The 23,102-nt window shown below is 73.7% G+C and carries 22 protein-coding genes; 19 read left to right on the top strand and 3 right to left on the bottom strand.

Annotation, left to right across the window (positions count from 1 at the left end):
* Positions 1-19: 19 nt before the first annotated feature.
* From F8274_RS12980 to F8274_RS13030, 11 genes are all read left to right on the top strand, one after another.
* On the top strand, positions 20-2,005 hold the full coding sequence (locus F8274_RS12980; protein WP_151462553.1) for a TIGR03960 family B12-binding radical SAM protein: 1,986 nt from the start codon (positions 20-22) through the stop codon (positions 2,003-2,005).
* A 178-nt stretch (positions 2,006-2,183) separates the two neighbouring features.
* Positions 2,184-2,624: a hypothetical protein gene (locus F8274_RS12985; RefSeq protein WP_151462554.1), complete on the top strand. Its 441-nt coding sequence runs from the start codon at positions 2,184-2,186 to the stop codon at positions 2,622-2,624.
* 13 nt (positions 2,625-2,637) lie between these two features.
* Complete coding sequence (locus tag F8274_RS12990; RefSeq protein ID WP_151462555.1) at positions 2,638-4,098, top strand: hypothetical protein; 1,461 nt, start codon at positions 2,638-2,640, stop codon at positions 4,096-4,098.
* Between the two features lie 10 nt (positions 4,099-4,108).
* Positions 4,109-5,482 (top strand): type VII secretion-associated serine protease mycosin, encoded by a 1,374-nt coding sequence (mycP, locus tag F8274_RS12995; RefSeq protein ID WP_151462556.1) that lies wholly within the window; start codon positions 4,109-4,111, stop codon positions 5,480-5,482.
* Between the two features lie 246 nt (positions 5,483-5,728).
* Positions 5,729-6,448 (top strand): TIGR03936 family radical SAM-associated protein, encoded by a 720-nt coding sequence (locus F8274_RS13000; protein ID WP_151462585.1) that lies wholly within the window; start codon positions 5,729-5,731, stop codon positions 6,446-6,448.
* A gap of 131 nt (positions 6,449-6,579) precedes the next feature.
* Entirely contained in the window at positions 6,580-9,600 is a 3,021-nt protein-coding gene (locus F8274_RS13005) for an Rne/Rng family ribonuclease (RefSeq protein ID WP_151462557.1), read from the top strand.
* Positions 9,601-9,715: 115 nt separating this feature from the next.
* The gene (locus F8274_RS13010; protein WP_151462558.1) at positions 9,716-10,189 is read left to right on the top strand and encodes a hypothetical protein; all 474 of its coding nucleotides are present in this window, start codon (positions 9,716-9,718) and stop codon (positions 10,187-10,189) included.
* 187 nt (positions 10,190-10,376) lie between these two features.
* Positions 10,377-10,691: a 50S ribosomal protein L21 gene (rplU, locus tag F8274_RS13015; RefSeq protein WP_151462559.1), complete on the top strand. Its 315-nt coding sequence runs from the start codon at positions 10,377-10,379 to the stop codon at positions 10,689-10,691.
* 11 nt (positions 10,692-10,702) lie between these two features.
* Entirely contained in the window at positions 10,703-10,957 is a 255-nt protein-coding gene (rpmA, locus tag F8274_RS13020; RefSeq protein ID WP_013288010.1) for a 50S ribosomal protein L27, read from the top strand.
* A gap of 90 nt (positions 10,958-11,047) precedes the next feature.
* A complete protein-coding gene (obgE, locus tag F8274_RS13025) occupies positions 11,048-12,511 on the top strand; it encodes a GTPase ObgE (RefSeq protein WP_151462560.1) in 1,464 nt (487 codons plus the stop codon).
* Positions 12,512-12,581: 70 nt separating this feature from the next.
* The gene (locus F8274_RS13030) at positions 12,582-13,031 is read left to right on the top strand and encodes a GNAT family N-acetyltransferase (RefSeq protein ID WP_151462561.1); all 450 of its coding nucleotides are present in this window, start codon (positions 12,582-12,584) and stop codon (positions 13,029-13,031) included.
* 9 nt (positions 13,032-13,040) lie between these two features.
* Here the strand turns inward: F8274_RS13030 and F8274_RS13035 are convergent, their stop codons facing one another.
* Both F8274_RS13035 and F8274_RS13040 read right to left on the bottom strand, forming a co-directional pair.
* Complete coding sequence (locus tag F8274_RS13035; RefSeq protein ID WP_151462562.1) at positions 13,041-13,700, bottom strand: DUF6766 family protein; 660 nt, start codon at positions 13,698-13,700, stop codon at positions 13,041-13,043.
* 124 nt (positions 13,701-13,824) lie between these two features.
* Complete coding sequence (locus F8274_RS13040; protein ID WP_151462563.1) at positions 13,825-14,307, bottom strand: DUF4383 domain-containing protein; 483 nt, start codon at positions 14,305-14,307, stop codon at positions 13,825-13,827.
* A gap of 198 nt (positions 14,308-14,505) precedes the next feature.
* Here F8274_RS13040 and F8274_RS13045 point away from each other — a divergent pair, with 198 nt between their 5' ends.
* The 3 genes from F8274_RS13045 to F8274_RS13055 are packed head-to-tail and all read left to right on the top strand — an operon-like array spanning position 14,506 to position 16,428.
* Positions 14,506-15,285, top strand: coding sequence for a hypothetical protein (locus tag F8274_RS13045; RefSeq protein WP_151462564.1), 780 nt, complete (start codon positions 14,506-14,508; stop codon positions 15,283-15,285).
* A 31-nt stretch (positions 15,286-15,316) separates the two neighbouring features.
* The gene (locus F8274_RS13050; RefSeq protein ID WP_151462565.1) at positions 15,317-15,781 is read left to right on the top strand and encodes a phage holin family protein; all 465 of its coding nucleotides are present in this window, start codon (positions 15,317-15,319) and stop codon (positions 15,779-15,781) included.
* Entirely contained in the window at positions 15,778-16,428 is a 651-nt protein-coding gene (locus F8274_RS13055) for a DUF3618 domain-containing protein (RefSeq protein ID WP_151462566.1), read from the top strand. Before F8274_RS13050 ends, F8274_RS13055 begins: the two co-directional genes overlap by 4 nt.
* Before the next feature lie 88 nt (positions 16,429-16,516).
* Here the strand turns inward: F8274_RS13055 and F8274_RS13060 are convergent, their stop codons facing one another.
* Positions 16,517-17,629: a glycosyltransferase family 2 protein gene (locus F8274_RS13060; RefSeq protein WP_225853761.1), complete on the bottom strand. Its 1,113-nt coding sequence runs from the start codon at positions 17,627-17,629 to the stop codon at positions 16,517-16,519.
* Positions 17,630-17,769: 140 nt separating this feature from the next.
* Between F8274_RS13060 and F8274_RS13065 the strand changes: the two genes are divergently transcribed.
* The 5 genes from F8274_RS13065 (at position 17,770) to F8274_RS13085 (ending at position 23,089) form a co-directional block, all read left to right on the top strand.
* Entirely contained in the window at positions 17,770-18,408 is a 639-nt protein-coding gene (locus F8274_RS13065) for a cyclase (protein WP_151462567.1), read from the top strand.
* On the top strand, positions 18,405-19,583 hold the full coding sequence (locus F8274_RS13070) for a zinc-dependent alcohol dehydrogenase (protein WP_151462568.1): 1,179 nt from the start codon (positions 18,405-18,407) through the stop codon (positions 19,581-19,583). Before F8274_RS13065 ends, F8274_RS13070 begins: the two co-directional genes overlap by 4 nt.
* Before the next feature lie 64 nt (positions 19,584-19,647).
* Complete coding sequence (locus tag F8274_RS13075; RefSeq protein ID WP_151462569.1) at positions 19,648-20,178, top strand: HPP family protein; 531 nt, start codon at positions 19,648-19,650, stop codon at positions 20,176-20,178.
* A gap of 3 nt (positions 20,179-20,181) precedes the next feature.
* The gene (locus F8274_RS13080; RefSeq protein ID WP_151462570.1) at positions 20,182-22,629 is read left to right on the top strand and encodes a molybdopterin oxidoreductase family protein; all 2,448 of its coding nucleotides are present in this window, start codon (positions 20,182-20,184) and stop codon (positions 22,627-22,629) included.
* A gap of 1 nt (position 22,630) precedes the next feature.
* Complete coding sequence (locus tag F8274_RS13085) at positions 22,631-23,089, top strand: hypothetical protein (protein WP_151462571.1); 459 nt, start codon at positions 22,631-22,633, stop codon at positions 23,087-23,089.
* Positions 23,090-23,102 lie beyond the last annotated feature (13 nt).

The following is a 23,102-nucleotide window of genomic DNA, read 5'->3' on the forward strand; positions in this document are numbered from 1 at the left end:
CCGCGTACCCTTGGGCATCATGAGTGCCCCGTCGACGACGCCGCGCCCGACCGCGGCCAATTCCGTGTGGCCGCGGTTGGAGCCGCTGCTGCCCCAGGTGACCAAGCCCATCCAGTACGTGGGTGGCGAGCTGGGCGCGGTGGTCAAGGACTGGGACGCGGCGACCGTCCGGTGGGCGCTGATGTACCCCGACGCGTACGAGGTGGGCCTGCCCAACCAGGGCGTCCAGATCCTCTACGAGGTGCTCAACGAGCTGCCCGACGTGCTCGCCGAGCGGACGTACGCGGTCTGGCCGGACCTGGAGAAGCTGATGCGCGCCCACGGCGTGCCGCAGTTCACCGTCGACGCCCACCGCGCGGTGCGCGACTTCGACGTGTTCGGGGTCTCCTTCGCCACCGAGCTGGGCTACACCAACCTGCTCACCGCGATCGACCTGGCCGGCATCCCGATGCTCGCCGCCGACCGCACCGAGGCCGACCCGGTGATCGTGGCCGGTGGCCACGCCGCGTTCAACCCGGAGCCGATCGCCGACTTCGTCGACGCCGCGGTGCTCGGCGACGGCGAGGAGGCGGTGCTGGAGATCACCGCGATCGTCCGGGACTGGAAGGCCGAGGGCTGCCCGGGTGGCCGGGACGAGCTGCTGCTGCGGCTGGCCCGCACCGAGAGCATCTACGTGCCGCGCTTCTACGACGTGGACTACCTGCCCGACGGCCGGATCCAGCGGGTCGTGCCGAACCGTCCCGACGTGCCGTTCCGGGTGCACAAGCGCACGACCATGGACCTGGACGCCTGGCCGTACCCGAAGAAGCCGCTCGTGCCGCTGGCCGAGACGGTCCACGAGCGGTACGCGGTGGAGATCTTCCGCGGCTGCACCCGCGGCTGCCGGTTCTGCCAGGCGGGCATGATCACCCGCCCGGTGCGGGAGCGCTCGATCACCACGGTCGGCCAGATGGTGCAGCAGGGGCTGGAGTTCTCCGGCTTCCACGAGGTGGGCCTGCTGTCGCTGTCGTCGGCCGACCACTCGGAGATCGGCGACATGTGCTCCGGGCTCGCCGAGCAGTACGCGGGCACCAACGTCTCGCTCTCGCTGCCGTCGACGCGGGTGGACGCCTTCAACATCGACCTGGCGCAGGAGCTGTCCCGCAACGGCCGGCGGACCGGCCTGACCTTCGCCCCCGAGGGCGGGTCGGAGCGGATCCGTAAGGTCATCAACAAGATGGTGTCGAAGGACGACCTCATCCGCACCGTGGTGACCGCGTACACCAACGGCTGGCGGCAGGTGAAGCTCTACTTCATGTGCGGCCTGCCGACCGAGACCGACGCCGACGTCCTCGAGATCGCCGACATGGCGCACGAGGTCATCCGGGCCGGCCGGGCGGCCACCGGGTCCAAGGACATCCGCTGCACCGTCTCGATCGGTGGCTTCGTGCCGAAGCCGCACACCCCGTTCCAGTGGGCCGCCATGGAGCGTCCCGAGGTCATCGACGGCCGGCTCCGGCTGCTCAAGCAGGCCATCAACAGCGACCGCTCGCTGGGCCGGGCCGTCGGCTTCCGCTACCACGACGGCGAGCCGTCGCTGATCGAGGGCCTGCTGTCCCGGGGCGACCGCCGGGTCGGCGCGGTGATCCGCCGGGTCTGGGAGAACGGCGGCCGGTTCGACGGTTGGAGCGAGCACTTCTCCTACCAGCGCTGGGTGGACGCGGCGGCCGAGGTGCTGCCGTCGTTCGGGGTGGACCTGGACTGGTTCACCACCCGGGAGCGCGACGAGCTGGAGGTCCTGCCCTGGGACCACCTCGACTCGGGCCTGGACAAGGACTGGCTCTGGCAGGACTGGCAGGACTCGCTCGCCGAGTACGAGCAGGACGACTGCCGGTGGACGCCCTGCTTCGACTGCGGCGTGTGCCCGGCCATGGACACGGAGATCCAGATCGGCCCGACCGGCCGGAAGCTGCTGCCGTTGACCCCGGTCAACGGTCTGAAGCTGCCCGCCGGCGCCCAGCAGTAGCACCGCCGGCGCACACCGGAGCGCGGGATCCCTCGGGGTTCCGCGCTCCGTCACATTCCGGGACACGTCGCCCGTCGATGTCCCGTGACGCGGGGTGGGGGTGCCCCGACTGGCTGTCTCTCGATACGCTGCGTCCGTATTGGACCGGCCGGGGGCCGGCAGCGGGGAGGGCAGCAGCATGGGTGACATCAGGCCGCCGGACACCGGCGATCTGCACGTCAGCGTCGAGGACCTGGACGCCGCGGCGGACTACGTCGAGCGCCTCAAGCAGTATGTCGACGACACCATCAGCTACGAGATGGAACGCATCAAGGAGCGGATGAAGGGCGACAGCAACAACGCGCAGACGGTGCCCAACGGCACGCCGTTCGGCGCGTACGAGGACGCTCGCATGCAGTGGCAGGCGCTGACGAAGTCGACGGCGAACATGGAGGCCCACCTCAAGTCGCTCTCCACCAAGCTCGCCTCGCTGAAGCAGGGCACCGAGGACATCGCGAAGGCGTTCCGCGACACCGAGGCCCGCAACGCCGCCAACGGCAAGGAGATCGAGCGGCTGCTGGAGTCCGCCGCCCCGCCGCCGGCGACGGGCGAGCAGCCCACCTACCCGTACACGGCCTGAGGGGGAGAGGGTCATGGCTGGAGGAACCTGGGAGCGGTGCGTCCGCGAGGTGACGCTGTCGGCGGATCCGGAGACGGTCGGCTCGGTCGGGATGGGATGGAGCAACCTCTCCACCGGCCTGGGCTACCTGCGGGACTCGCTCGTCGGTCGGTCCTTCGTCGGTCCGATCGCGCCCGGCAAGGAGCGCCCGCACAGCGGCGGCCTGCCCGGCCTGCTCAGCGGCTGGAAGGGCAGCGGCGGCGACGCGTACCGGGAGCACCTGGGCGAGATCGGCAAGGAGATCGAGGATCTCATCACCCACGCGAGCAATGTCAGCGGCGCGCTGTCGCGGATCGAGGGTGACATCCGCAAGTCGGTCGCGAGCATCCCGATCCCGCTGATGGACGACTTCGGCTGGGACGAGTGGAGCCTGCCCAACGGCACCGAGCTCGACGACGCCCGCGACGGCGAGAGTGCCTCGGGCTTCCTGGCCGCGCTGCGCAAGGACTACCAGAGCAACCCGGCCTCGTACGCCGACGGCGCGTTCCGCGACAAGGCCGACGACCTCGAGGCGACCATGAAGGTCGACGGCAACGCCAGCGACAACAAGCGCGGCGGCTGGTGGGACACCAAGTCGCACCTGGACAACTGGTACCGGGACAACCAGCAGGCGGCCAACTCGGCGATGTCGCCGCTGCCGGCCGCCGTGGAGACGGAGCGGCCCAAGCTGGTCGTGCCCACTCCGAACTCCGACGTCGACGACTACCGTCCCGACGACCGCAAGCCGCCGTCCGGCCTGCCGGGCGGTGGTGGCGGCGTCGGTGGCGGTGGCGCGGGCGGCGGCTTCGGTGGCGGCGCGCCCTCCCTCGGCAGCACCGGCGGCGGTGGTGGCGGCGGCGGTGGTTCCTTCGACGGCGGATCCCTGAAGCCCCCGCCCACCACCGGCGGCCCCGACTTCGGCGGCGGAGGCAGTGGCGGTGGCGCCGGCACCGTCACCCCGCCGTCCACCGGCGCCGGCTACCCGGGGACCGGTGACCACGACTACGGCAGCGGCCTGGCCGGCGCCGGCGGGCCGGGCACCATCGGCGGCGGCACCGGCGGGCTCGGCGGCGGCGTCAACTCCGCGGGGCTCGGCGGCGCCGGTGGCGGCTTCGGCGGTGGCGGCGCCGGCCTCGGCTCGGCCGGCGGCATCGGTGGCGGCGGTGTCGGCGCGGCCGGCGGGATCGGCATGGGCGGCATCCCCGGCATGGTCGGTGGCGGCAACGGCAAGGTGCCCCCGATGACCAGCGCGGCCAGCGCGCTGCGCAACGCGGCCGGCGCGGGCGCGGGCGCGGGTGGCGCGCGCGGCGCCGGCATGATGGGCGGCGGCATGATGGGCGGCGGGCACGGCGGCGCCGGGCACGGCGGCTCCGGCAGCGAGCACTCGTCGTGGTTGACTGAGGACGACGATCCGTGGGGCAGCGGTGACGCCGCGTCCCCGGGCATCCTGCGCTGAGGACGGACGGATGAGGTTGCACGCGGGCGCGCTCCGGTCGGTCGCGGCCGGGCTGGTGGCCGGGCTCATGGTGCTGGGGGCCGCCCAACCGGCGGCCGCCGCGCCGCGGCGGGCCGAACAGTGGTACCTGGACGAGCTGCGCATCGACCAGGTGCACCGGCTCTCCACCGGGCGCGGGGTGACCGTCGCCGTGGTGGACAGCGGCGTCGACGCCAGCCACCCGGAGCTGGCCGGCCAGGTGCTCCCCGGGCGCCGCAGCTACGGCGCCCCCGGCGACGGGCGCTCCGACGCGGACGGCCACGGCACCCACATGGCCGGCATCATCGCGGCGCGCAACGCCGGTTCGGACGGGGTGACCGGCATCGCGCCGGGCGTGCGGATCCTGCCGATCAAGACGAAGCCGGGCAAGGGAGAGAGCAGCGACGCGGCGTCGGCCCAGGGCATCCGGATGGCCGTCGACGGCGGCGCCAAGGTCGTCAACCTGTCCTACGGCAGCATGGGCGTGGCGTCCGACGACGAGGAGGCGGCGATCCGGTACGCCCTCGAGCGGGACGTGGTCGTGGTGGGCGCTGCCGGCAACACCGCCAAGGGGCACACCGAGGTGATCAGCCCGGCCAATGTCCCCGGGGTGATCGCGGTGACCGGCACCACGAGGGGTGGTCGTTTCTGGTCCGGCTCCAGCCAGGGGCGCGAGGCCGTGGTGGCCGCCCCCGCCGACGGCATCTACAACGCCGGCCCGGACCACGGCTACGGCTGGGGTGACGGCACCTCCGACGCCACCGCGATCGTCTCCGGCATCGCGGCGCTCATCCGCGCGAAGTATCCGGATCTCTCCGCGCCCAACGTGATCAACCGGATCATCCGCACCGCCCGGGACGCCGGCCCGCCCGGCCGCGACCCGCAGTACGGCTTCGGCCGGATCGACCCGGTGGCGGCGCTCACCGCCACGGTGCCGGCGGTCTCGGCGAACCCGCTCCTCGGCGGGGCCGCGGCCAGCTCGGCTCCGCCGCAGGCGGCCGAGGACGACGACTTCGACGTGACGGAGTACGGCGACCGGGGCGGGCCCACCGACCAGCAGGTCATGGTCATCGGCATCGGCATCGCCGTGGTGCTCCTGGTGCTCGTGGCGCTGGTGGTCTTCCTCATCTGGAACCGGCGCCGCTACCGCCGGGAGGCGGCCCGGGCGGCCGCCGTGCCGGACCACGTGCTCGACCAGGGGGCCGGGGGTGGCTACGGCACCCCACCGGTCCCGGCCGGTTACCACGCCCCGCCGGGCGCACCGGGTGGCCAGGCCCCGCCGGGCGCCAACCCCTACGCCCCGCCGCCCGGCCACGTCCCGCCGCCGCCGGGGACGTACCCGCCGCCGGGCGGCAACCGGTCCTGAACCTGCGGTGGCCGGCCGGGTGACCTGTGGGTGTCGCCGGCCGGCCACCGTCGTTCTCCGGGCGGGCGGGCGTCCCCGCTGACCGGTTCGGACCGGTTCGTCCGGCCGCATCTGCCGCCCCGGCTGCGGGCCGCGCCGGCCGCTGCGCCAGGATGGAACCGACACGCAGGCACAGCCGAGGAGCTCACGATCGCCAGAAAGCCTCAACCCGAGGGCGGCCAGGCGCCGGTCGTCCAGCGGGTCCGGATCCGGTACGCCAAGCGTGGGCCGCTGCGGTTCACCTCGCACCGGGACTTCGCCCGGGCCTTCGAGCGCGCGTTGCGCCGGGCCGGCGTACCGATCGCCTTCTCCCAGGGTTTCACTCCGCACCCGAAGATCTCGTACGCCTCGGCGGCGCCGACCGGCGTGGCCAGCGAGGCGGAGTACCTGGAGATCGGCCTGCGCGAGCCGGTCGACCCGGGGCAGCTGCGGGCGGCCCTGGACGCCGCCCTGTCGCCCGGGCTCGACGTGCTGGACGCGGTGGAGGCCGCCGGCGGCAGCCTGGCCGACCGGATCGAGGCCTCCCGGTGGCGGATCGAACTGCCCGAGGTCGACCCGGCCGTGCTGGAGCGGGCCGTGACGGCGTTCACCGCCGCCGAGGAGATCCAGGTCGAGCGGATGACCAAGCAGGGGCGGCGCACCTTCGACGCCCGCGCTGCCGTCATCGCCATCGATACGCTGCGGCCGTCCGAGACGCCTTCCGGGGCGACGGCCGTACCGTGTGCGATACTCGAACTGGTCGTGCGGCAGGTCACCCCCTCCGTACGACCCGATGACGTCCTTTCCGGCCTCCGCGTGGTGGCCGACCTGGAGCCGCCGGTCTCCCCGAGGGTGATCCGGCTGGCACAGGGCACGTTGACCGCGCAGGGCGAGATCGTCGATCCGTTGGACGCGGATCGCGACGGGGCAGCCATCGGAGAACGCTGACCGACGGTCAGCGTTCTGGCAGGCAGACTTCGGCGGCCGCGCACCTGCGCGACCGGCGGAAACACCTTTTGCGGCGACCCTGCGTGGCAGCGCTCACCCGCGCCCGGGGCAGCCAGAACTGGAGAACGTCCATGCTCGAGAACGAGCCCGAGGGCGGCGAACGGACCGGCGCAGAGCCGGCCGAGGCAGCCGCCACCAGCAGCACCGACAGCACCGCCGAGGTCAGGCCGCCGGCCCGCAAGCGGGCCAGCCGTCGCAAGGCCGCCCCGCTGAACCAGCCGGAGCAGACCGACGCGCCGGTCGAGGCGCACACCCCGGTGACCGGGACCGGTGAGACGCCGCAGGCCGAGGTGTTCGCCCCGGTCGCCGGCGACCTGGAGGCCGCGCCGAAGACCCGGCGGCGGCGCAAGGCGACCCCCGCCAAGGCGGCCGAGGAGCCGGTGGTCGCGGCCGGGGCGGAGGCCGCCTCCGACGAGGTGGTGCCGCCGGTCAAGGTGACCCGCACCCGCCGCCGCAAGACCACCCCGCCGCCGGTCGACGCCGCCGCGGACGAGGCGCCGACCGGCGCGCCGGCCGAGACGGCCGAGCCGGCGGTCGAGCCGCAGCCTGACACCGAGCCCCCGGCCGCCCTTGAGCCCCCGGCGCCCGCCGAGGGCGGGCCGGAGGACGAGGACGCGGTCGGGGAGGACGCCGAGGACGAGCCGACCCCCGGCGACCGGGGCGACGACGAGGCCGTCCTGGCCCGCGCCGGCGGTCCGGAGGACCGGACCGGCGAGGTGTCGCCCGGCGCCGCCGTGCCGGGCCCCGCCGAGGAGCCGGCCGAGGAGCCCGCGCCGACCAGCCGCAGGCGCCGCGCCGCACTCTCCGCGCCGACCGTCCTGTTCATGCCTCCGCAGCCCGAGGAGGCCCCGGTCGTCCGGGTCACCTACCCGGTCGCCGAGGAGCCGGCCGAGGAGCCGGTGGAGACCGGCCGGCGCCGCCGCCGGGGTCGTCGCGAGGTCGAGCCGGTCGAGGTCGAGGTCGAGGTCGAGGAGGAGCCGACCGTCGAGGCCGAGGAGGTCGCCGAGGCGGAGGAGGAGGACGAGGACGAGGCCGCCCTGCGGCGCCGCCGTCGTCGGGGCCGCCGGGGCCGGGGCCGCGGCCGGGGCGCCGAGGAGGCGGAGGACGAGGAGGCCGAGGAGGCCGTCCGGGCCGAGTCCGCCGAGGCCGAGGCCGAGGAGATCGAGGACGAGGAGGAGGCCGAGGGCGAGGGGATGACCCGTCGTCGCCGTCGGCGCCGCCGCCGGGGCGCGGGTGAGGCGGAGACCGTCGCCGAGGACGGCGTGCCCACCGTCGTCAAGATCCGCGAGCCGCGCAAGGCCGTCGACGAGGTGCAGGGCGTCTCGGGCTCGACCCGGCTGGAGGCCAAGCGGCAGCGCCGCCGGGACGGCCGCGAGCAGCGGCGTACCCGCCCGCCGATCCTCAGCGAGTCGGAGTTCCTGGCCCGCCGGGAGGCGGTCGACCGGGTGATGGCCGTCCGCCAGCGGGGCGACCGGACGCAGATCGCGGTCCTCGAGGACGGCGTGCTGGTCGAGCACTACGTGACCCGCAACTCGTCCGGCACCATGGCCGGCAACGTCTACCTCGGCAAGGTGCAGAACGTCCTGCCCAGCATGGAGGCGGCCTTCGTCGACATCGGGCGCGGCCGCAACGCCGTGCTCTACGCCGGCGAGGTCAACTGGGACACCACCGGCCTGGAGGGCCGGGCCCGCTCGATCGAGCAGGCGCTCCGGTCCGGCGACTCGGTGCTGGTGCAGGTCACCAAGGACCCGATCGGGCACAAGGGCGCTCGGCTGACCAGCCACATCGCGCTCTCCGGCCGGCACCTGGTCTACGTGCCGAACGGCAACGCCTCCGGCATCAGCCGGAAGCTGCCGGACACCGAGCGCAAGCGGCTGCGGGACATCCTCAAGAAGCTGGTGCCGGACGGCGCCGGGGTGATCGTGCGGACGGCCGCCGAGGGCGCCAGCGAGGACGAGCTGGCCCGGGACGTCAAGCGGCTCCAGGCGCAGTGGGAGGAGATCCAGGCCAAGGCGGCCGAGGGTGGCGCCCCGGTGCTGCTCTACGAGGAGCCCGACCTGGTCATCCGGGTGGTCCGGGACCTGTTCAACGAGGACTTCCGCGAGCTGGTCATCGAGGGCGAGCCGGCGTACGACCTGGTCGAGTCCTACCTGTCGCACGTCTCGCCGGACCTGGTGGCCCGGCTGCGCCGGCACGCCGGCACCACGGACGTGTTCGCCGAGTACCGGATCGACGAGCAGATCCTCAAGGGGCTGGACCGGAAGGTCTTCCTCCCGTCCGGCGGCTCGCTGGTGATCGACCGGACCGAGGCGATGACCGTCATCGACGTCAACACCGGCAAGTACACCGGCTCCGGGGGCAACCTGGAGGAGACGGTCACCCGGAACAACCTGGAGGCGGCCGAGGAGATCGTGCGCCAGCTCCGGCTGCGCGACCTCGGCGGCATCGTGGTGATCGACTTCATCGACATGGTGCTGGAGTCGAACCGGGAGCTGGTGCTGCGCCGGCTCACCGAGTGCCTCGGCCGGGACCGCACCAAGCACCAGGTCACCGAGATCACCTCGCTCGGCCTCGTGCAGATGACCCGCAAGCGGATCGGCGCGGGCCTGCTGGAGGCGTTCAGCGAGACCTGCGAGTGCTGCAAGGGCCGGGGCGTCATCATCCACACCGAGCCGGTGCCGGAGAAGCCGCGCGGTGGCGCGGGGGAGAAGGTCAAGGCCGTGGCCTCGGCCGTCACCAGCCCCGCCACCGAGGAGAAGGGCCGACGCCGGGGTCGCCGGGCCGCCGCGGAGAAGCCCGCGGCGGAGGCCGCGGAGCAGCCCACCCCGGCGGCGCCGGAGAAGGCCGTCGCCGAGGTGGTCGACAGCTCGGACGACGACTACTACGACACCCAGGGCTACGACCTGTCCCGGTTCGAGACGGAGACGGCGGCCGCCCCGGCGGTGGCGGACAGCCAGCAGGGCGACTCGGCCCGGCTGGCCGCCGCGGACGACCCGGACGCCATCGGCGACGGGGACGAGGAGGGCGCCGAGAACGGCACCGCCCGCCGGCGCTCCCGGCGCGGCGGCGCGCGGCGGCGCACCCGGCCGTGAGCCGCTGACCTGTACGGCGTTTGACAGGGCCCCTGCACCGGCAACAGAGTCGGGCAGGGGCCCTGCCGTGTCCGTCGACCCCCGGTCGGGACGGCCGGCCCCGGAGGGAGGAGACATGCGTCGCGTGTTCGCGGTCACCGCGCTGACCGGGCTTCTGCTGGCCGGCGCGGGCTGCGCCGACCGGGGCGAGGACCCCTTCGCGGTGGGCTTCGCCTCACCGGCTCCACCGCCCACGGCGGCCACACCTGCCCCGACGGTCACCGGCGACCCGGGCGTGTGCGCCCGCGCCAAGCAGGCCGGCTCCGCCGCCGTGCAGACGTACGTGTTCAAGCTGGCCGAGATGCTGCGCGCCACCGGCCGCGGCGACGGGAAGGCCGCGGACGCCGCCCGACGGGACGCGGAGACGGCCCTCGCGGGCTGGCGGGACGCGCTTCGGGAGCAGTCCGGGCAGGCCGCCGACCCCCGGCTGCGCACCCTGTTGGCGGACCTCGCCACCGAGGTCGGCGGGCTGGGCACGGACGTGCAGGCGATCGACGAGACGGAGTTCGATCGGCTCCAGGGGCGGCTCGACGAGCTCTGTCCGGCCTGACGGGCGGCCCGGTTTGGGCGGCGGGCCGGTCATGGCGTACGCTTGCCTGCGGCGCACTTTGGTGTGCCGAGTTCCCGCGTGCCCGCGCCGCCGGTGTCACGGCTCCCGGCGAGACGCCGTGGGAACGACCGACCGGTAACGGTGGGTAAAGACGCCAGCAGCCTCAACGACAGGGAGTCCGCCTCCGATGTACGCGATCGTCAAGACCGGCGGCAAGCAGTACAAGGTCGCCGAGGGCGACGTGATCGAGGTCGAGAAGCTCGCCGGTGCCCCCGGCGACGCGGTGAAGCTCACCGCGGTGCTCCTCGTCGACGGTGACGACCTGGTGACCGACGCGACGAAGCTCGCCAAGGTCGCGGTGTCCGGCGAGATCGCCGCGCACACCAAGGGCCCGAAGATCCGGATCCACAAGTTCAAGAACAAGACCGGCTACCACAAGCGCCAGGGTCACCGCCAGCCGCTGACCCAGGTCAAGGTGACCGGCATCTCCAGCGGGAAGTAGGTCGTCCTCCAATGGCTCACAAAAAGGGTGCGTCCAGCTCGCGTAACGGTCGCGATTCCGCGGCCCAGCGGCTCGGCGTGAAGCGCTTCGGTGGTCAGGTCGTCAGCGCGGGTGAGATCCTCATCCGTCAGCGTGGCACCAAGTTCCACCCCGGTGACCTGGTCGGCCGTGGCGGCGACGACACGCTGTTCGCGCTGGCCGCCGGCTCGGTCCAGTTCGGCACCAAGCGCGGTCGCAAGACCGTCAGCATCGTGCCGCAGCAGTAATTCGCAGGCGTTGCGGGCCGTGGACCTCGTGTCCCGGCCCGCTTCGCTTTTTCAGGTGCGGGGCAGTGTCCCGCTGGAAGGATTGGCGTCGTGACGACGTTCGTTGACCGGGTCGTCCTGCACATGCAGGCCGGCGACGGCGGGCACGGCTGTGTCTCCATCCACCGGGAGAAGTTCAAGCCCTTCGGCGGCCCCGACGGCGGCAACGGCGGGCACGGCGGCAGCGTCTCGCTGGTCGTCGACGCACAGGTGACCACGCTGCTCGACTTCCACTTCCGCCCGCACATGAAGGCCGAGAACGGCAAGGGCGGGGCGGGCTCGAACCGGGACGGGGCCAACGGCCGCGACCTGGTCATCAAGGTGCCGAACGGCACCGTGGTGCAGACCCTCGACGGCGAGGTGCTGGCCGACCTGGTCGGCGTGGGCACCACCTTCGAGGCGGCCCGGGGCGGCCGCGGCGGCCGGGGCAACGCCTCGCTGGCGAACGCCCGGCGCAAGGCCCCCGGCTTCGCCGAGCTGGGCGAGCCCGGTGACCGGCTCGACGTGGTGCTGGAGCTGAAGAGCGTCGCCGACGTCGGCCTGGTGGGCTTCCCGTCGGCGGGCAAGTCCTCGCTGATCTCGGTGATCTCCGCGGCGAAGCCGAAGATCGCCGACTACCCGTTCACCACGCTCGTGCCCAACCTGGGCGTCGTCCGGGTGGACAACCACACCTTCACGGTCGCCGACGTGCCGGGCCTGATCCCGGGCGCGGCCACCGGCAGGGGGCTGGGCCTGGAGTTCCTCCGCCACGTCGAGCGCTGCGCCGTGCTGGTGCACGTGGTCGACACGGCGACGCTGGAGCCGGGCCGGGACCCGCTCGCCGACATCGACGCCATCGAGTCCGAGCTGACCCAGTACGGCGGCCTGGCCGACCGGCCCCGCCTCGTGGCCCTCAACAAGATCGACGTGCCGGACGGGCGGGACCTCGCCGACATCGTCCGGCCCGACCTGGAGGCCCGCGGCTTCCGGGTGTTCGACGTCTCCACCGCCACGCGGGAGGGGCTGCGGGAGCTGACGTACGCGATGGCCGAGCTGGTCGACCAGTCGCGCCGTGCCGCGCCGCCGGCCGAGCCGACCCGGATCGTGATCCGGCCGAAGGCGGTCGACGACGCCGGCTTCACCATCGAGGCCGAGGACGACGGCTCCTTCACGGTGCGGGGCAGCCGCCCGGAGCGCTGGGTCAAGCAGACGAACTTCGACAACGACGAGGCCGTGGGCTTCCTGGCCGACCGGCTGGCCCGCCTCGGCGTGGAGGAGAAGCTGGCCAAGGCCGGCGCCCAGGCGGGCGACCTGGTCCGGATCGGCGAGCGCGAGTTCGACTGGCAGCCCACCCTCTACGCCGGCGTCGACTTCGTCCCGGGCAACCGGGGCACGGACGTGCGGCTGGAGGACAAGACGACCCGTGCCTCCGCCGCGGAGCGGCTGGCCGCCCGCAAGGCGCGCCGGGTGCGCCCGGAGGACGAGCTGGAGGCGGCCGCCCCGCAGGACGACGCCGACGACGAGGACTGGGAGTAGTTCCGTTCCGTCCGCGTTCGGGATGGTGGCCGGAAACCTCCGCGAAATCCGGTCGACCTACCGTGACGGGATGCTGATCGAATCCCGTCCCGCCACGGATCCCGAGGTCGCCGCCCTGGTCGCCGCGCAGCAGCGGGAGCTGCGCGAGGCTGACGGCGGCCTGGACGGGCAGGCGACGGTCACCCACGACGACATCCGCTACCTGGCGGTGGTCGAGGGCGGCCGGGCGGTCGCCTGCGGCGGCCTCCAGGCCCTCGACGCCGACACCGGCGAGCTGAAGCGGATGTACGTCCGGCCGGCGTACCGGGGGCGGGGGATCGCCCGGCAGTTGCTGGCGGCCCTGGAGGAGTTGGCCTTCCGGCAGGGGCACACCACCGTGTGCCTGGAGACCGGGAGCTATCTGCCGGCCGCCATCGGCCTCTACCGGTCCTGCGGCTACCGGCCCGTTCCGGTGTACGGCGAGTACGTCGACAACCCGTTCAGCGTGTGCTTCGCCAAACGGCTGCCGGTCGCCGCCTGACGGCGGGCCCTAGGCGCCGGTCTCGGCGTGGGCCGCGGTGACCGGCTTGGACTCGGGGCTGGCGTGCTGCCGGAGCACGATGCTGAGCAGGATCAGCGCGCCCACGGCGAGGAACTCGCTCTGCCAGTTCTGCATCGACTGGAACCAGAAGTCGCTGGTGCCGAGGAACTGCCAGGCGCCGATGGGGGCGGCCCCGCTCTGCAACGCCTGCTCCTCGTTGTAGGCGGCCACGCCGCCGAACAGGTGCCCGAGGAACGAGCCCGCGAAGATCATGAACAGCGCGATCGAGAGGCTGTTCCGGTAGACCGCCAGCGGCAGCCCGCCGGCCCGCACCGGCCAGGGCGAGTCCGGGGTCCCGTGCCGAGGGTCGTCGTCGGGCCGGTCCGTCTGGCCCTCCGGCTTCGACTCGGCCGAGCCCTTCTGCACGAGGTACGCGGTGAGCAGCACGTAGCCGCCCATCTGGAGGAACTCCGACTCCCAGTTCTCGAAGACCGCCTCGGCGAAGTGCCCGGTGCCCAGGTACGCCCACCAGCTCAGCGGCGCGGCCCCGTACTCGGCCAACTCCTCGTTGTGCACCTGCCAGCCGAACACGCTCTGCAACACCAGGAAGATCAGGAATGCGCCGAGCATGGCGACCGTGAGCGCGTTGTTCCGCAACCACCGTGGCATCGCCGGACCTCCTCGTCCCGCCGGGGTCACTCCCCGTGGTGGTCCTGGTGCCCCAACCGGTGAGCGGGCAAACGCCGGCCCGGCGCGTCGCGGCCGACGCCGCCCGAACGGGTGACGGCGCTGGTCAGGGCCGGTCGATGGGAGTGTCCGGCCGCCCGCCGGTGCCCACCTCGTTGTTGAGCAGCAGCCCCAGCGCGAGCATGCCGAAGCCGAGGAAGAGGTGCAGCCAGTTGTCGGCGTCGTTGAACGGCACGAAGTTCGCCGCGGTCTCCCGGTCGATGGCGAAGCCGTACAGCCAGAGGCCCAGGTAGGCGGCGCCGCCGCCGGCCAGGAACAGCCGGGCCCCGGCGATCCGCCGGGCCAGCACGAGGCCGACCAGCCCGAAGAGCAGGTGCAGCAGGTTGTGCAGGATCGACACCTGGAACAGGCCGATGAGCTTGGCCTCCGAGTGGTGGCCGGCGAACCTCAGGTCCCCGTAGTGGGTGGTGAAGCCGGGGACGAAGCCGAGCACACCGATCAGCACGAAGACGGCGGCCACCGCGAGGGCGACCTTCTGGATCGGCGGCCGGGACCGGGCCGCGGCGCGTCCGCGCACGTCACGTGCCATCGCCGTCACCTCCGTAGCTCACCGCCGCCCGGGGCGGGCAGACCCTCCATTGTGTGACCGGCGCGGGGCGGCTCCGCAGAGAAATGACGAATCAGGCATGGGCCCGGCGACCGGGGGTAGGGATTCCGACACGCCGGCAGCAACGCCGGCGTGATCCCCCCAGCACACCCGCTACGAATTCCGAGCGGAAGGGACATCATGACTTACGATCTCTCATCCACGTCCGGCACCTACGAGTCGACCAACGGCGGTGGGGTCCGTGACCAGGCCCGCCAGGTCGGCAACGAGGCCGCCAACGCGGGCGGCGCGGTCGCCCAGACCGCCAAGGAGCAGGGCCAGGAGGTCGTGGGCGAGGCCAAGCGCCAGGCCCGCAACCTCTACGGCGAGGCCCGCAACCAGGTCACCGCCCAGACCAGCCAGCAGCAGCAGCGCGCGGCCAGCGGGCTGCGTTCGCTGGCCGAGGAGATGCGCTCGATGGCGCAGAACGGCGGCAGCGCGGGCCCGGTCACCGAGCTGGCCCACCAGGCCGCCGACCGGGTGCACGGCGTGGCCGGCTGGCTGGAGCAGCGCGAGCCGGGCGACCTGCTCCACGAGGTGAAGAACTACGCCCGCCGCAACCCGGGCACCTTCCTGCTGGGCGCCGCCCTGCTCGGTGTGGTCGCCGGTCGGCTGACCCGGAACATCGCGGCGGTCGGCGACGGCGACGGCCAGCAGTCGTACGACCCGGACCGGACCGCGGTCATCCCGACCTCCCGGGCGGTGCCGGAGCAGGTGCCGCAGGGCGGCTACCTCGACCCGACCCCCGGCACGTACGCCGAGCCGGACCCGGGCTACTCCGCGCCGGGCGCGACCTACCCGGGTGGCGGCGCCCCGAACACCTGGGCCGACCCGGAGGGTGGCACCGGCCAGCCGCTGCCCCCGCCGAGCCGCACCGACCCGCTGCCGGGCGTGCCGTCGAGCGGCGTCAACCGTCCGTGACCGGCCCGAGCGACAGAAGGGAGGCGACGGCATGAGCATGCCGACGCAGGGGTCCGGACTGGACTCGGGTTACACCGCGGCGGGCGCGCCGCACACCGCGGACGAGGTCCGGGGCAGCTCCATCGGTGAGCTGATGCGCCAGGTCACCACCGACCTCTCCACGCTGATGCGCCAGGAGGTCGAGCTGGCCAAGGCCGAGATCCGCCAGGAGGGGAAGAAGGCGGGCAAGGCCGCCGGCCTCTTCGGCGGCGCCGGCTTCGGCGGCTACATGGTGGCGCTCTTCGTCTCCATCGCGGTGTGGCAGTTCCTGGACAACGTGATGGATTCGGGCCTGGCCGCGCTGATCGTGGCCGTGATCTGGGCCGTGGTCGCCGCGGTCCTCTACTCGAAGGCCAAGAAGAACGCCGAGCGGATTCGCGGCCTCAAGCAGACCAACGACAGCGTGCAGCGCATCCCCGACGCGCTCAAGCCGCACCCGGAGGGAGTCACCCGATGAGCACCGATCCCGACCAGATCCGCCGGGAGATCGAAGCCACTCGCACCAACCTCAGCTCGGACGTGGACGCCCTGGCGTACAAGGTCAGCCCGGGCCGGATCGTCGACGACCGCAAGCAGCGCGTCCGCAGCGCGCTGACCAACGTGAAGGACAAGGTGATGGGAACCGCATCCGACCTCGGCCACAGCACCGGCCACGCCGCCCACTCGGTCGGTGACCACGCCTCGTCGGCGGCGTCGACCGTCGGCGACAAGGCCCACGCCGCCGCCTCGACCGTCGGCGACGCCGCCCACCGGGCCCCGCAGGTGCTGCGGGAGAAGTCCGAGGGCAACTCGATCGCGGCCGGCGTGATCGCCTTCGGCGTCGGCATGCTGGTGTCCTCGCTGATCCCGGCCACCCGTCGCGAGCAGCAGGTCGCCGCGCAGGTCAAGGAGAAGGCCGCCGAGCACAGCGGCGCCGTGAAGGAGAAGCTCACCGAGGTCGCCGGGGAGCTGAAGGAGGAGCTGCGCGAGCCGGCGCAGCAGGCCACCGAGTCGGTGAAGTCCACCGCGCAGGACGCCGTGCACGCCGTCAAGGACGACACGAAGTCCGCCGCGCAGGACGTCAAGGACACCGCACAGCAGTCCCGCGACCAGGTGCGGTACTGACCGCCGACACCCGTACGCCGCAGCTCGCGGCCACACCCGGCACCACGCCGGGAGGTGGCCGCGAGCTGTCGCGTGAGGGGTCCCCGGTTCAGCGCGGCAGCCGGTCCGCCGGGGCTGGGGCCGGCGCGGCGCCGGTTTCCACCCAGAGCACCAGGTCGTCGGGGCGGCGCTCGGCGAGCCGCCGGCGCAGCGCCCGGGTGGAGTGCGCCGCCTGACGGGCGTGCGGGGCGGGCCGGCCGCCGCGCAGCCGCCGGCCCACGGCGAGCCAGGCGCCGACCCCGCGTTCCAGCAGCCACAGCGGCGCCGCGAGCGTCGTGTGTGCCGGGAAGACGCGGGCGCCGCCGGCCCGTCGCCGGCCCACCTCCGCCACGGCCACCGTCGCCACCCCGGCCCGCAGCAGCAGTCCCGGCCGCCGGGCGGCGAGCGCGGCCGCCGCGGCCGGCAGCACCGCCAGCGCGGCCAGCAGCCATCCGGGCCGGGCCAGCTCGTCGTACGCCGGCCGGCGCGCGCCGGCCGACGGGAGCCGCCGCACGTACAGCCAGGCGGGGGTCGCCGTGGCGCCGCCGTACGCGCGGACCGTCCGGACCAGTTCCAGGTTCTCGGCGGGCACGTCCGGGTCGTAGCCGCCCATCGCCAGGAAGGTGCTCCGGCGCACCGCGAGGGTGCCCGGCCGGTCGCCGCCGAACGCCCGGTGGAGCAGCGTCCCGCCGGTGCCCCGCCAGGCATGCCAGGGCAAGGGGTCGACGTGGTCCTGCGGCCGGACCAGGTCCACCCGGTCGAGCAGCCCGTGCACGGCGCGCAGCCCGGCGAGGTCGTAGCGGACGTCGTCGCCGGCGATCACCACGTGCTCGTGGGGGGCCAGGGCGACGCCGGTCAGCACGCCGACCGCCGCGGGGTTGCGCCCGCGCAGCGCGGGGTCGGGCGGGACGTGCCGGACCAGCCCCCGCCACGCGGCGGCGTGCCGGGCGAACAGTTCCGGCGGCGACCCGTCGACCACGATCACGTCCACCCACCGGCTCAGCTCGCGGAGGTAACCGGTCAGGCCGGCGCCGCCGCTGTCGCCGTCGGGGCGCAGCGGGAGGACGTACGCCATCCGGAGCCGGTCCGGCGCGGACGCCGCGCCGGGGTCGAGGCGGGTGAGCGCCTCCGGGATGCCACCGGCCGGATGGTGCCGGCCGGACTGGCGGGGGTCGTGGGCCACGGGCGCGCCCCTCTCGGTCGGCGGGGACGGCAGCGTGCCCGAAATTTCGGTGATCAAACCGTTTCGCCGTTTCGACGCCGGCGCGCCGGGTAGCGCTCCGGGATGCGGGCGGTCCGAGGCGCCCCGGTGGAGGAGACGTGATGAGCAGCAACGCGACGAGGTGGGCGCTGGCCGGCGCCGCCACGGTGACCGCGTTCGGGGTCGGCCGGGTGGTGGCCCGGCGACGGCGCCGACGCCAACCCGACCGGGCGGACGGCTGGTACGTCGTCCACCGGGGAATCACGGTGGACCGGCCGATGGAAGCGGTGGTCGGCTTCTGGACCGACCGGGAACGGCTGGACCGGGGGCTCGCCGAGTGGGTGAGTCTGGAGCAGCTCGACGACAGCCGGTGGCGCTGCGTGGCGACCGACGCGGGCGGCGACGGCACCGAGTGGCGGGCCGAGATCACCGTCGTCGGCCCGGGCCGGCTGAGCTGGCGGGTCACCGAGGGGCCGGTGGCCCAGGAGGGGCGGGTCGAGCTGGCGCCGGCGCCGCAGGACCGGGGCACCGAGATCCGGGCCCAGCTGCGCTGGCGGTCCGGCCCGGTACGCCGGGCGCTCGGCCTGACCGGCGGGAACGACCCGGACGTCGCGCTGCGCAGCGCCCTGCGCCGGATCAAGTCGCTCATCGAGACCGGTCAGGTGCTGGACACCCGGCACGACCCGTCGGGGCGCAGCCCGAAGCAGGAGCAGGCGACCGACCGGATGCGGGAGAAGCTGATGGCGGGAGGCCGGCCGTGAGGGCGCTGTGCTGGGAGGGCGTCGGCAAGCTGGCCGTGCGCGACGTGCCGGAGCCGGCCGTCCGGTCGGGCGGGGACATCATCGTCAAGGTGCGGGCCAGCAGCGTGTGCGGCTCGGATCTGCATCTGATCAACGGGTACCTGCCGGCGATGCGCGAGGGCGACATCCTCGGCCACGAGTTCATGGGCGAGGTGGTGGAGACCGGCCCCGACGTGCGGCGGATCAAGGTCGGCGACCGGGTGGTCGTCGGCTCGGTGGTGGCCTGCGGCGGCTGCTGGTACTGCCGCACCGAGCAGTACTCGCTCTGCGACAACTCCAACCCGCAGCCGGTCTTCACCGAGAAGCTCTGGGGCCACTCGCCGGCCGGCATCCTCGGCTACTCGCACGCGGCCGGCGGCTACTCGGGCAGCCACGCCGAATACATTCGGGTGCCGTTCGGCGACGTCGGCGCGTTCACCGTGCCCGACGGGGTGCCGGACGACTCGGTGGTGTTCGCCTCCGACGCCATGCCGACCGGGTGGATGGCGGCCGACTTCTGCGGTCTCAAGGGCGGTGAGGTGGTCGCCGTCTGGGGCGCCGGCGGGGTGGGTCAGATGGCCGCCCGTTCCGCGCAGATCCTGGGCGCCGAGCGGGTCATCGTGATCGACCGGCTGCCGGAGCGGCTGGCCACCGCCACCCAGCGGCTCGGCGTCGAGACGATCAACTACGCGGAGACCGACGTGCTGGAGGCGCTGCGCGAGCTGACCGCCGGGCGCGGGCCGGACGCCTGCATCGAGGCCGTCGGCATGGAGTCGCACGACGTCGGGCCGATCTACGCGTACGACCGGGCGAAGCAGAGCGCCCGGCTGCAGACCGACCGGCCGACCTCGGTCCGGCAGGCGATCATGGCGTGCCGCAAGGGCGGCACCGTGAGCATCGTCGGGGTGTACGCCGGCCTGGTGGACAAGTTCCCGCTCGGCGCGGCCATGAACAAGGCCCTGGTGCTGCGGATGGGGCAGATGCACGCCCAGCGCTACATCCCCATGCTGCTGGACCGGATCGCGATCGGCGAGATCGACCCGGGCTACCTGGCCACCCACCCCATGTCGCTGGAGGAGGGGGCCCGGGGCTACGAGATCTTCCAGAAGAAGGAGGAGGGCTGCCTGCGGACCGTGCTGCACCCGCAGCCGGCCTGACCGGACGCGCGACGGCCGGGACGCCCGTCGATTCGAAATCCCGCGGCGGGGTACAGCAACCCACATGCCCGCCGAGATCGAGGAGACGCCGTCCCGGCCCGCCGCGCGGGCCTTCGCCGGCAGCGCGGTCGCCGTGGTGGTGGCCGGCGCGGTCGCCCTGCTGACCCGGCAGCCCTGGCTGTTCCCCAGCCTCGGCCCGGCGATCATGCTGCACGTGGAGCAGCCCGGCAGGCCGGAGTCCTCGCCCCGCAACACCGTCATCGGGCACCTGGTGGCGCTGCTCGCCGGGTACGCGTTCCTGGTGGCCACCGGCCTCGCCGACCGGCCGTCCGCGCTCCAGGAGGGGGTGTCCGGGGCGCGGATCGTCGCGGCGGCCGGCTCCCTCGCCGTTACCGCCGCGGTGCTGGTCCTGGTGAAGGCCGCGCACCCACCGGCGGGCGCGACCACACTGATCGTGAGCCTCGGGCTGCTGCACACCCCGACCCAGCTCGTGGTCGCGTTCGCCGCCGTGCTGCTGGTGACCGTGGTCGACCTGCTGTTCAACCGGGCGACTGGCCGGCCGATGCCGCTGTGGGCGGCGCCGAAGGAGGGATGAGCGGTGGTGGACCGGATTGCCGACCCCTGGGGGCCACGCACGCCGTACGGGCCGGGGGATTCCTGGCCGGTGCGGGTGGACACCTTCCTGGCCGACGGGCGCACCGAAGCTGACGTGCAGCGGTGGGTGCCCAGCGCCTCGATCCTGCACTCCAACGGCGACGCCATGGACATCGCCGTGGTCGACGACCGGATCGTCGGCGTGCGGGGCCGCAGCGGCGACCGGATCAACCACGGGCGGGTCGACCCGAAGGACCTCTACGGCTGGCAGGCCAACCACAGCCCGGACCGGCTGCGCCGCCCGCTGGTCCGGGAGGGGGACCGGCTGGTCGAGACCGACTGGGACACCGCGATGGGCCGGATCGTGGCCCGCTCGAAGGAGCTGCTGGACGGCCCGGGCGGCTGGGGGCACTTCGGCTTCTACACCAGCGGCCAGCTCTTCCTGGAGGAGTACTACACGCTCGGGGTGATCGGCAAGGCCGGAATCGGCACCCCGCACATGGACGGCAACACCCGGCTCTGCACCGCCACCGCCGCCGCGGCGCTCAAGGCGTCCTTCGGCACGGACGGGCAGCCCGGGTCGTACACCGACGTGGACCACTGCGACGCCATCGCGCTGTGGGGGCACAACGTCGCGGAGACCCAGACGGTGCTCTGGATGCGGATGCTGGACCGGCGGCGCGGGCCGAACCCCCCGGCCATGCTCGCCGTCGACCCGCGCGCCACCCCGGTGGCACGGGAGGCCGACGTGCACCTGGCGCTGCGCAACGGCACCAACCAGGCCCTGCTCAACGGCCTGCTCCGCGAGCTGATCCACCGCGGCTGGTACGACGAGGCGTACGTGCGGGAGCACACGCTCGGCTTCGAGAAGCTGTGCCGGGTGGTGGAGGACTACCCGGTCCCGAAGGTCGCGGAGATCTGCGACCTGCGGGCCGCGGACATCGAGCGCGCCGCCGAGCTGCTCGGGCGGTCGGAACGGCTGCTCTCCACCGTCCTCCAGGGCTTCTACCAGTCCAACCAGGCCACCGCGGCGTCCTGCCAGGTGAACAACCTGCACCTGATCCGGGGCATGATCGGCCGCCCCGGGGCCGGGCTCTACCAGATGAACGGCCAGCCCACCGCACAGAACAACCGCGAGTGCGGCGCCGACGGCGACCTGCCCGGCCTGCGCAACTGGGCCAACGAGGAGCACGTCGCCGAGCTGGCCCGGCTGTGGAACGTCGAGGTCGACACGATCCCGCACTGGGCGCCGCCGACGCACGCCATGCAGATCTTCCGGTACGCCGAGCAGGGCTCGATCAAGCTGCTGTGGATCTCGGCCACCAACCCGGCGGTGTCCCTGCCCGACCTGGCCCGGATCCGCCGGATCCTGGCGAACCCGGAGCTGTTCGTGGTGGTGCAGGACCTCTTCCTGACCGAGACCGCCGAGCTGGCCGACGTGGTGCTGCCGGCCGCCACCTGGGGCGAGAAGACCGGCACGTTCACCAGCGTGGACCGGACCGTGCACATCTCCGACAAGGCCGTCGAGCCGCCCGGCGAGGCCCGGCCCGACCTGGACATCTTCCTCGACTACGCGCGCCGGATGGACTTCCGCGACTCCGACGGGAACCCGCTGATCACCTGGACCGGGCCGGAGGAGGTGTTCGAGGCGTGGAAGGAGTGCTCGCGCGGCCGGCCCTGCGACTACACGGCGATCACCTACGACAAGCTGCGCACCGGCGGCATCCAGTGGCCGTGCACCGACGAGCACCCGGACGGCACCGAGCGGCTCTACACCGACGGGGTGTTCAACACCGACCCGGACTACTGCGAGTCGTACGGCCACGATCTCGCCACCGGGGCCGAGCTGCTGCCCGAGGAGTACCGGGCCAAGCGGCCCGCCGGGCGGGCGTTCCTGCACGCCACGCCGTACCAGCCGTCGCCGGAGGTGCCGAGCGGGGACTTCCCGCTGCTGCTCACCACCGGGCGGACCGTCTACCAGTTCCACACCAGGACCAAGACCGGCCGGGCCACCCAGCTCGTGCACGCCGCCCCCGAGTCGTGGGTGGAGCTCAACCCGGCCGACGCCGAGGGGCTCGGCGTCGGCGAGGGGGATCTGGTCCGGATCGAGTCGCCGCGCGGCGTCGTCCGCGCCCGGGCCCGCATCTGCGGGGTACGCCCCGGCGTGGTCTTCCTCCCCTTCCACTACGGCTACTGGGACGCGGCCGACGGCGCCCACCCCGGGGAGGGGCGGCACGACCGGGCCGCCAACGAGCTGACCATCACGGCCTGGGACCCGGTCTCCAAGCAGCCGATCTTCAAGGTGGCGGCGGTGCGGGTGGTGAAGGAGGCCGACTCGGGCGGCCACCCCTCGCCCGCCCCCACGGTGGGCGGCTCCGCCCCGCCGGAGGGCTCCGGAATCCCGGCCACGGTCGGCGGGCCGGCCGCCGAGGCGCCGTCGAGGGGGGAGTGACATGCACCTGGCCCACTATCTCGGCCTGCTGCACAAGGCCCAGGAACGCCTCGGCGACGCGTTCACCGAAGTGGGGAAGGCGCACGGCGACGAGCCGGACGTCTTCCACACCTGCGAGAAGCTGGCCGACCAGTGCCGTGCCCACGCGGAGAAGCTGGCGCCCTTCGCCCGCCGCTACGCCGAGGAGGCCCCGGCCGAGCCGGACCGGCTGCACTCCGAGCTGTTCTCCGGCACCCGGACCGGGCCGATCGGTCTGCTCCGCGACCTCCAGGACCTCTACCTCATGGCCGCCGAGTGCGACATCTGCTGGACCGTGGTCGGGCAGGCCGCGTACGGGGCCCGGGACGAGGACCTGCTCGGGGTGGTGCGGGCCTGCGAGCAGGAGACCGCCATCCAGCTCAAGTGGCTGCGTACCCGGATGAAGCAGGCCGCCCCGCAGGCGCTCGTGGTGGCGTCGTGACGGTCCTTCCGCG

This window comes from Micromonospora sp. AMSO31t (assembly GCF_008868175.1).
Taxonomy (GTDB): domain Bacteria; phylum Actinomycetota; class Actinomycetes; order Mycobacteriales; family Micromonosporaceae; genus Micromonospora.

What these genes read in the sequence shown, in the direction of transcription:
- F8274_RS12980 (WP_151462553.1), top strand. Translation starts at nt 20, where the DNA reads ATGAGTGCCCCGTCGACGACGCCGCGCCCGACCGCGGCCAATTCCGTG.
- F8274_RS12985 (WP_151462554.1), top strand. Translation starts at nt 2,184, where the DNA reads ATGGGTGACATCAGGCCGCCGGACACCGGCGATCTGCACGTCAGCGTC.
- F8274_RS12990 (WP_151462555.1), top strand. Translation starts at nt 2,638, where the DNA reads ATGGCTGGAGGAACCTGGGAGCGGTGCGTCCGCGAGGTGACGCTGTCG.
- mycP (WP_151462556.1), top strand. Translation starts at nt 4,109, where the DNA reads ATGAGGTTGCACGCGGGCGCGCTCCGGTCGGTCGCGGCCGGGCTGGTG.
- F8274_RS13005 (WP_151462557.1), top strand. Translation starts at nt 6,580, where the DNA reads ATGCTCGAGAACGAGCCCGAGGGCGGCGAACGGACCGGCGCAGAGCCG.
- F8274_RS13010 (WP_151462558.1), top strand. Translation starts at nt 9,716, where the DNA reads ATGCGTCGCGTGTTCGCGGTCACCGCGCTGACCGGGCTTCTGCTGGCC.
- rplU (WP_151462559.1), top strand. Translation starts at nt 10,377, where the DNA reads ATGTACGCGATCGTCAAGACCGGCGGCAAGCAGTACAAGGTCGCCGAG.
- rpmA (WP_013288010.1), top strand. Translation starts at nt 10,703, where the DNA reads ATGGCTCACAAAAAGGGTGCGTCCAGCTCGCGTAACGGTCGCGATTCC.
- F8274_RS13030 (WP_151462561.1), top strand. Translation starts at nt 12,582, where the DNA reads ATGCTGATCGAATCCCGTCCCGCCACGGATCCCGAGGTCGCCGCCCTG.
- F8274_RS13035 (WP_151462562.1), bottom strand. Translation starts at nt 13,700, where the DNA reads ATGCCACGGTGGTTGCGGAACAACGCGCTCACGGTCGCCATGCTCGGC.
- F8274_RS13040 (WP_151462563.1), bottom strand. Translation starts at nt 14,307, where the DNA reads ATGGCACGTGACGTGCGCGGACGCGCCGCGGCCCGGTCCCGGCCGCCG.
- F8274_RS13045 (WP_151462564.1), top strand. Translation starts at nt 14,506, where the DNA reads ATGACTTACGATCTCTCATCCACGTCCGGCACCTACGAGTCGACCAAC.
- F8274_RS13050 (WP_151462565.1), top strand. Translation starts at nt 15,317, where the DNA reads ATGAGCATGCCGACGCAGGGGTCCGGACTGGACTCGGGTTACACCGCG.
- F8274_RS13055 (WP_151462566.1), top strand. Translation starts at nt 15,778, where the DNA reads ATGAGCACCGATCCCGACCAGATCCGCCGGGAGATCGAAGCCACTCGC.
- F8274_RS13065 (WP_151462567.1), top strand. Translation starts at nt 17,770, where the DNA reads ATGAGCAGCAACGCGACGAGGTGGGCGCTGGCCGGCGCCGCCACGGTG.
- F8274_RS13075 (WP_151462569.1), top strand. Translation starts at nt 19,648, where the DNA reads ATGCCCGCCGAGATCGAGGAGACGCCGTCCCGGCCCGCCGCGCGGGCC.
- F8274_RS13085 (WP_151462571.1), top strand. Translation starts at nt 22,631, where the DNA reads ATGCACCTGGCCCACTATCTCGGCCTGCTGCACAAGGCCCAGGAACGC.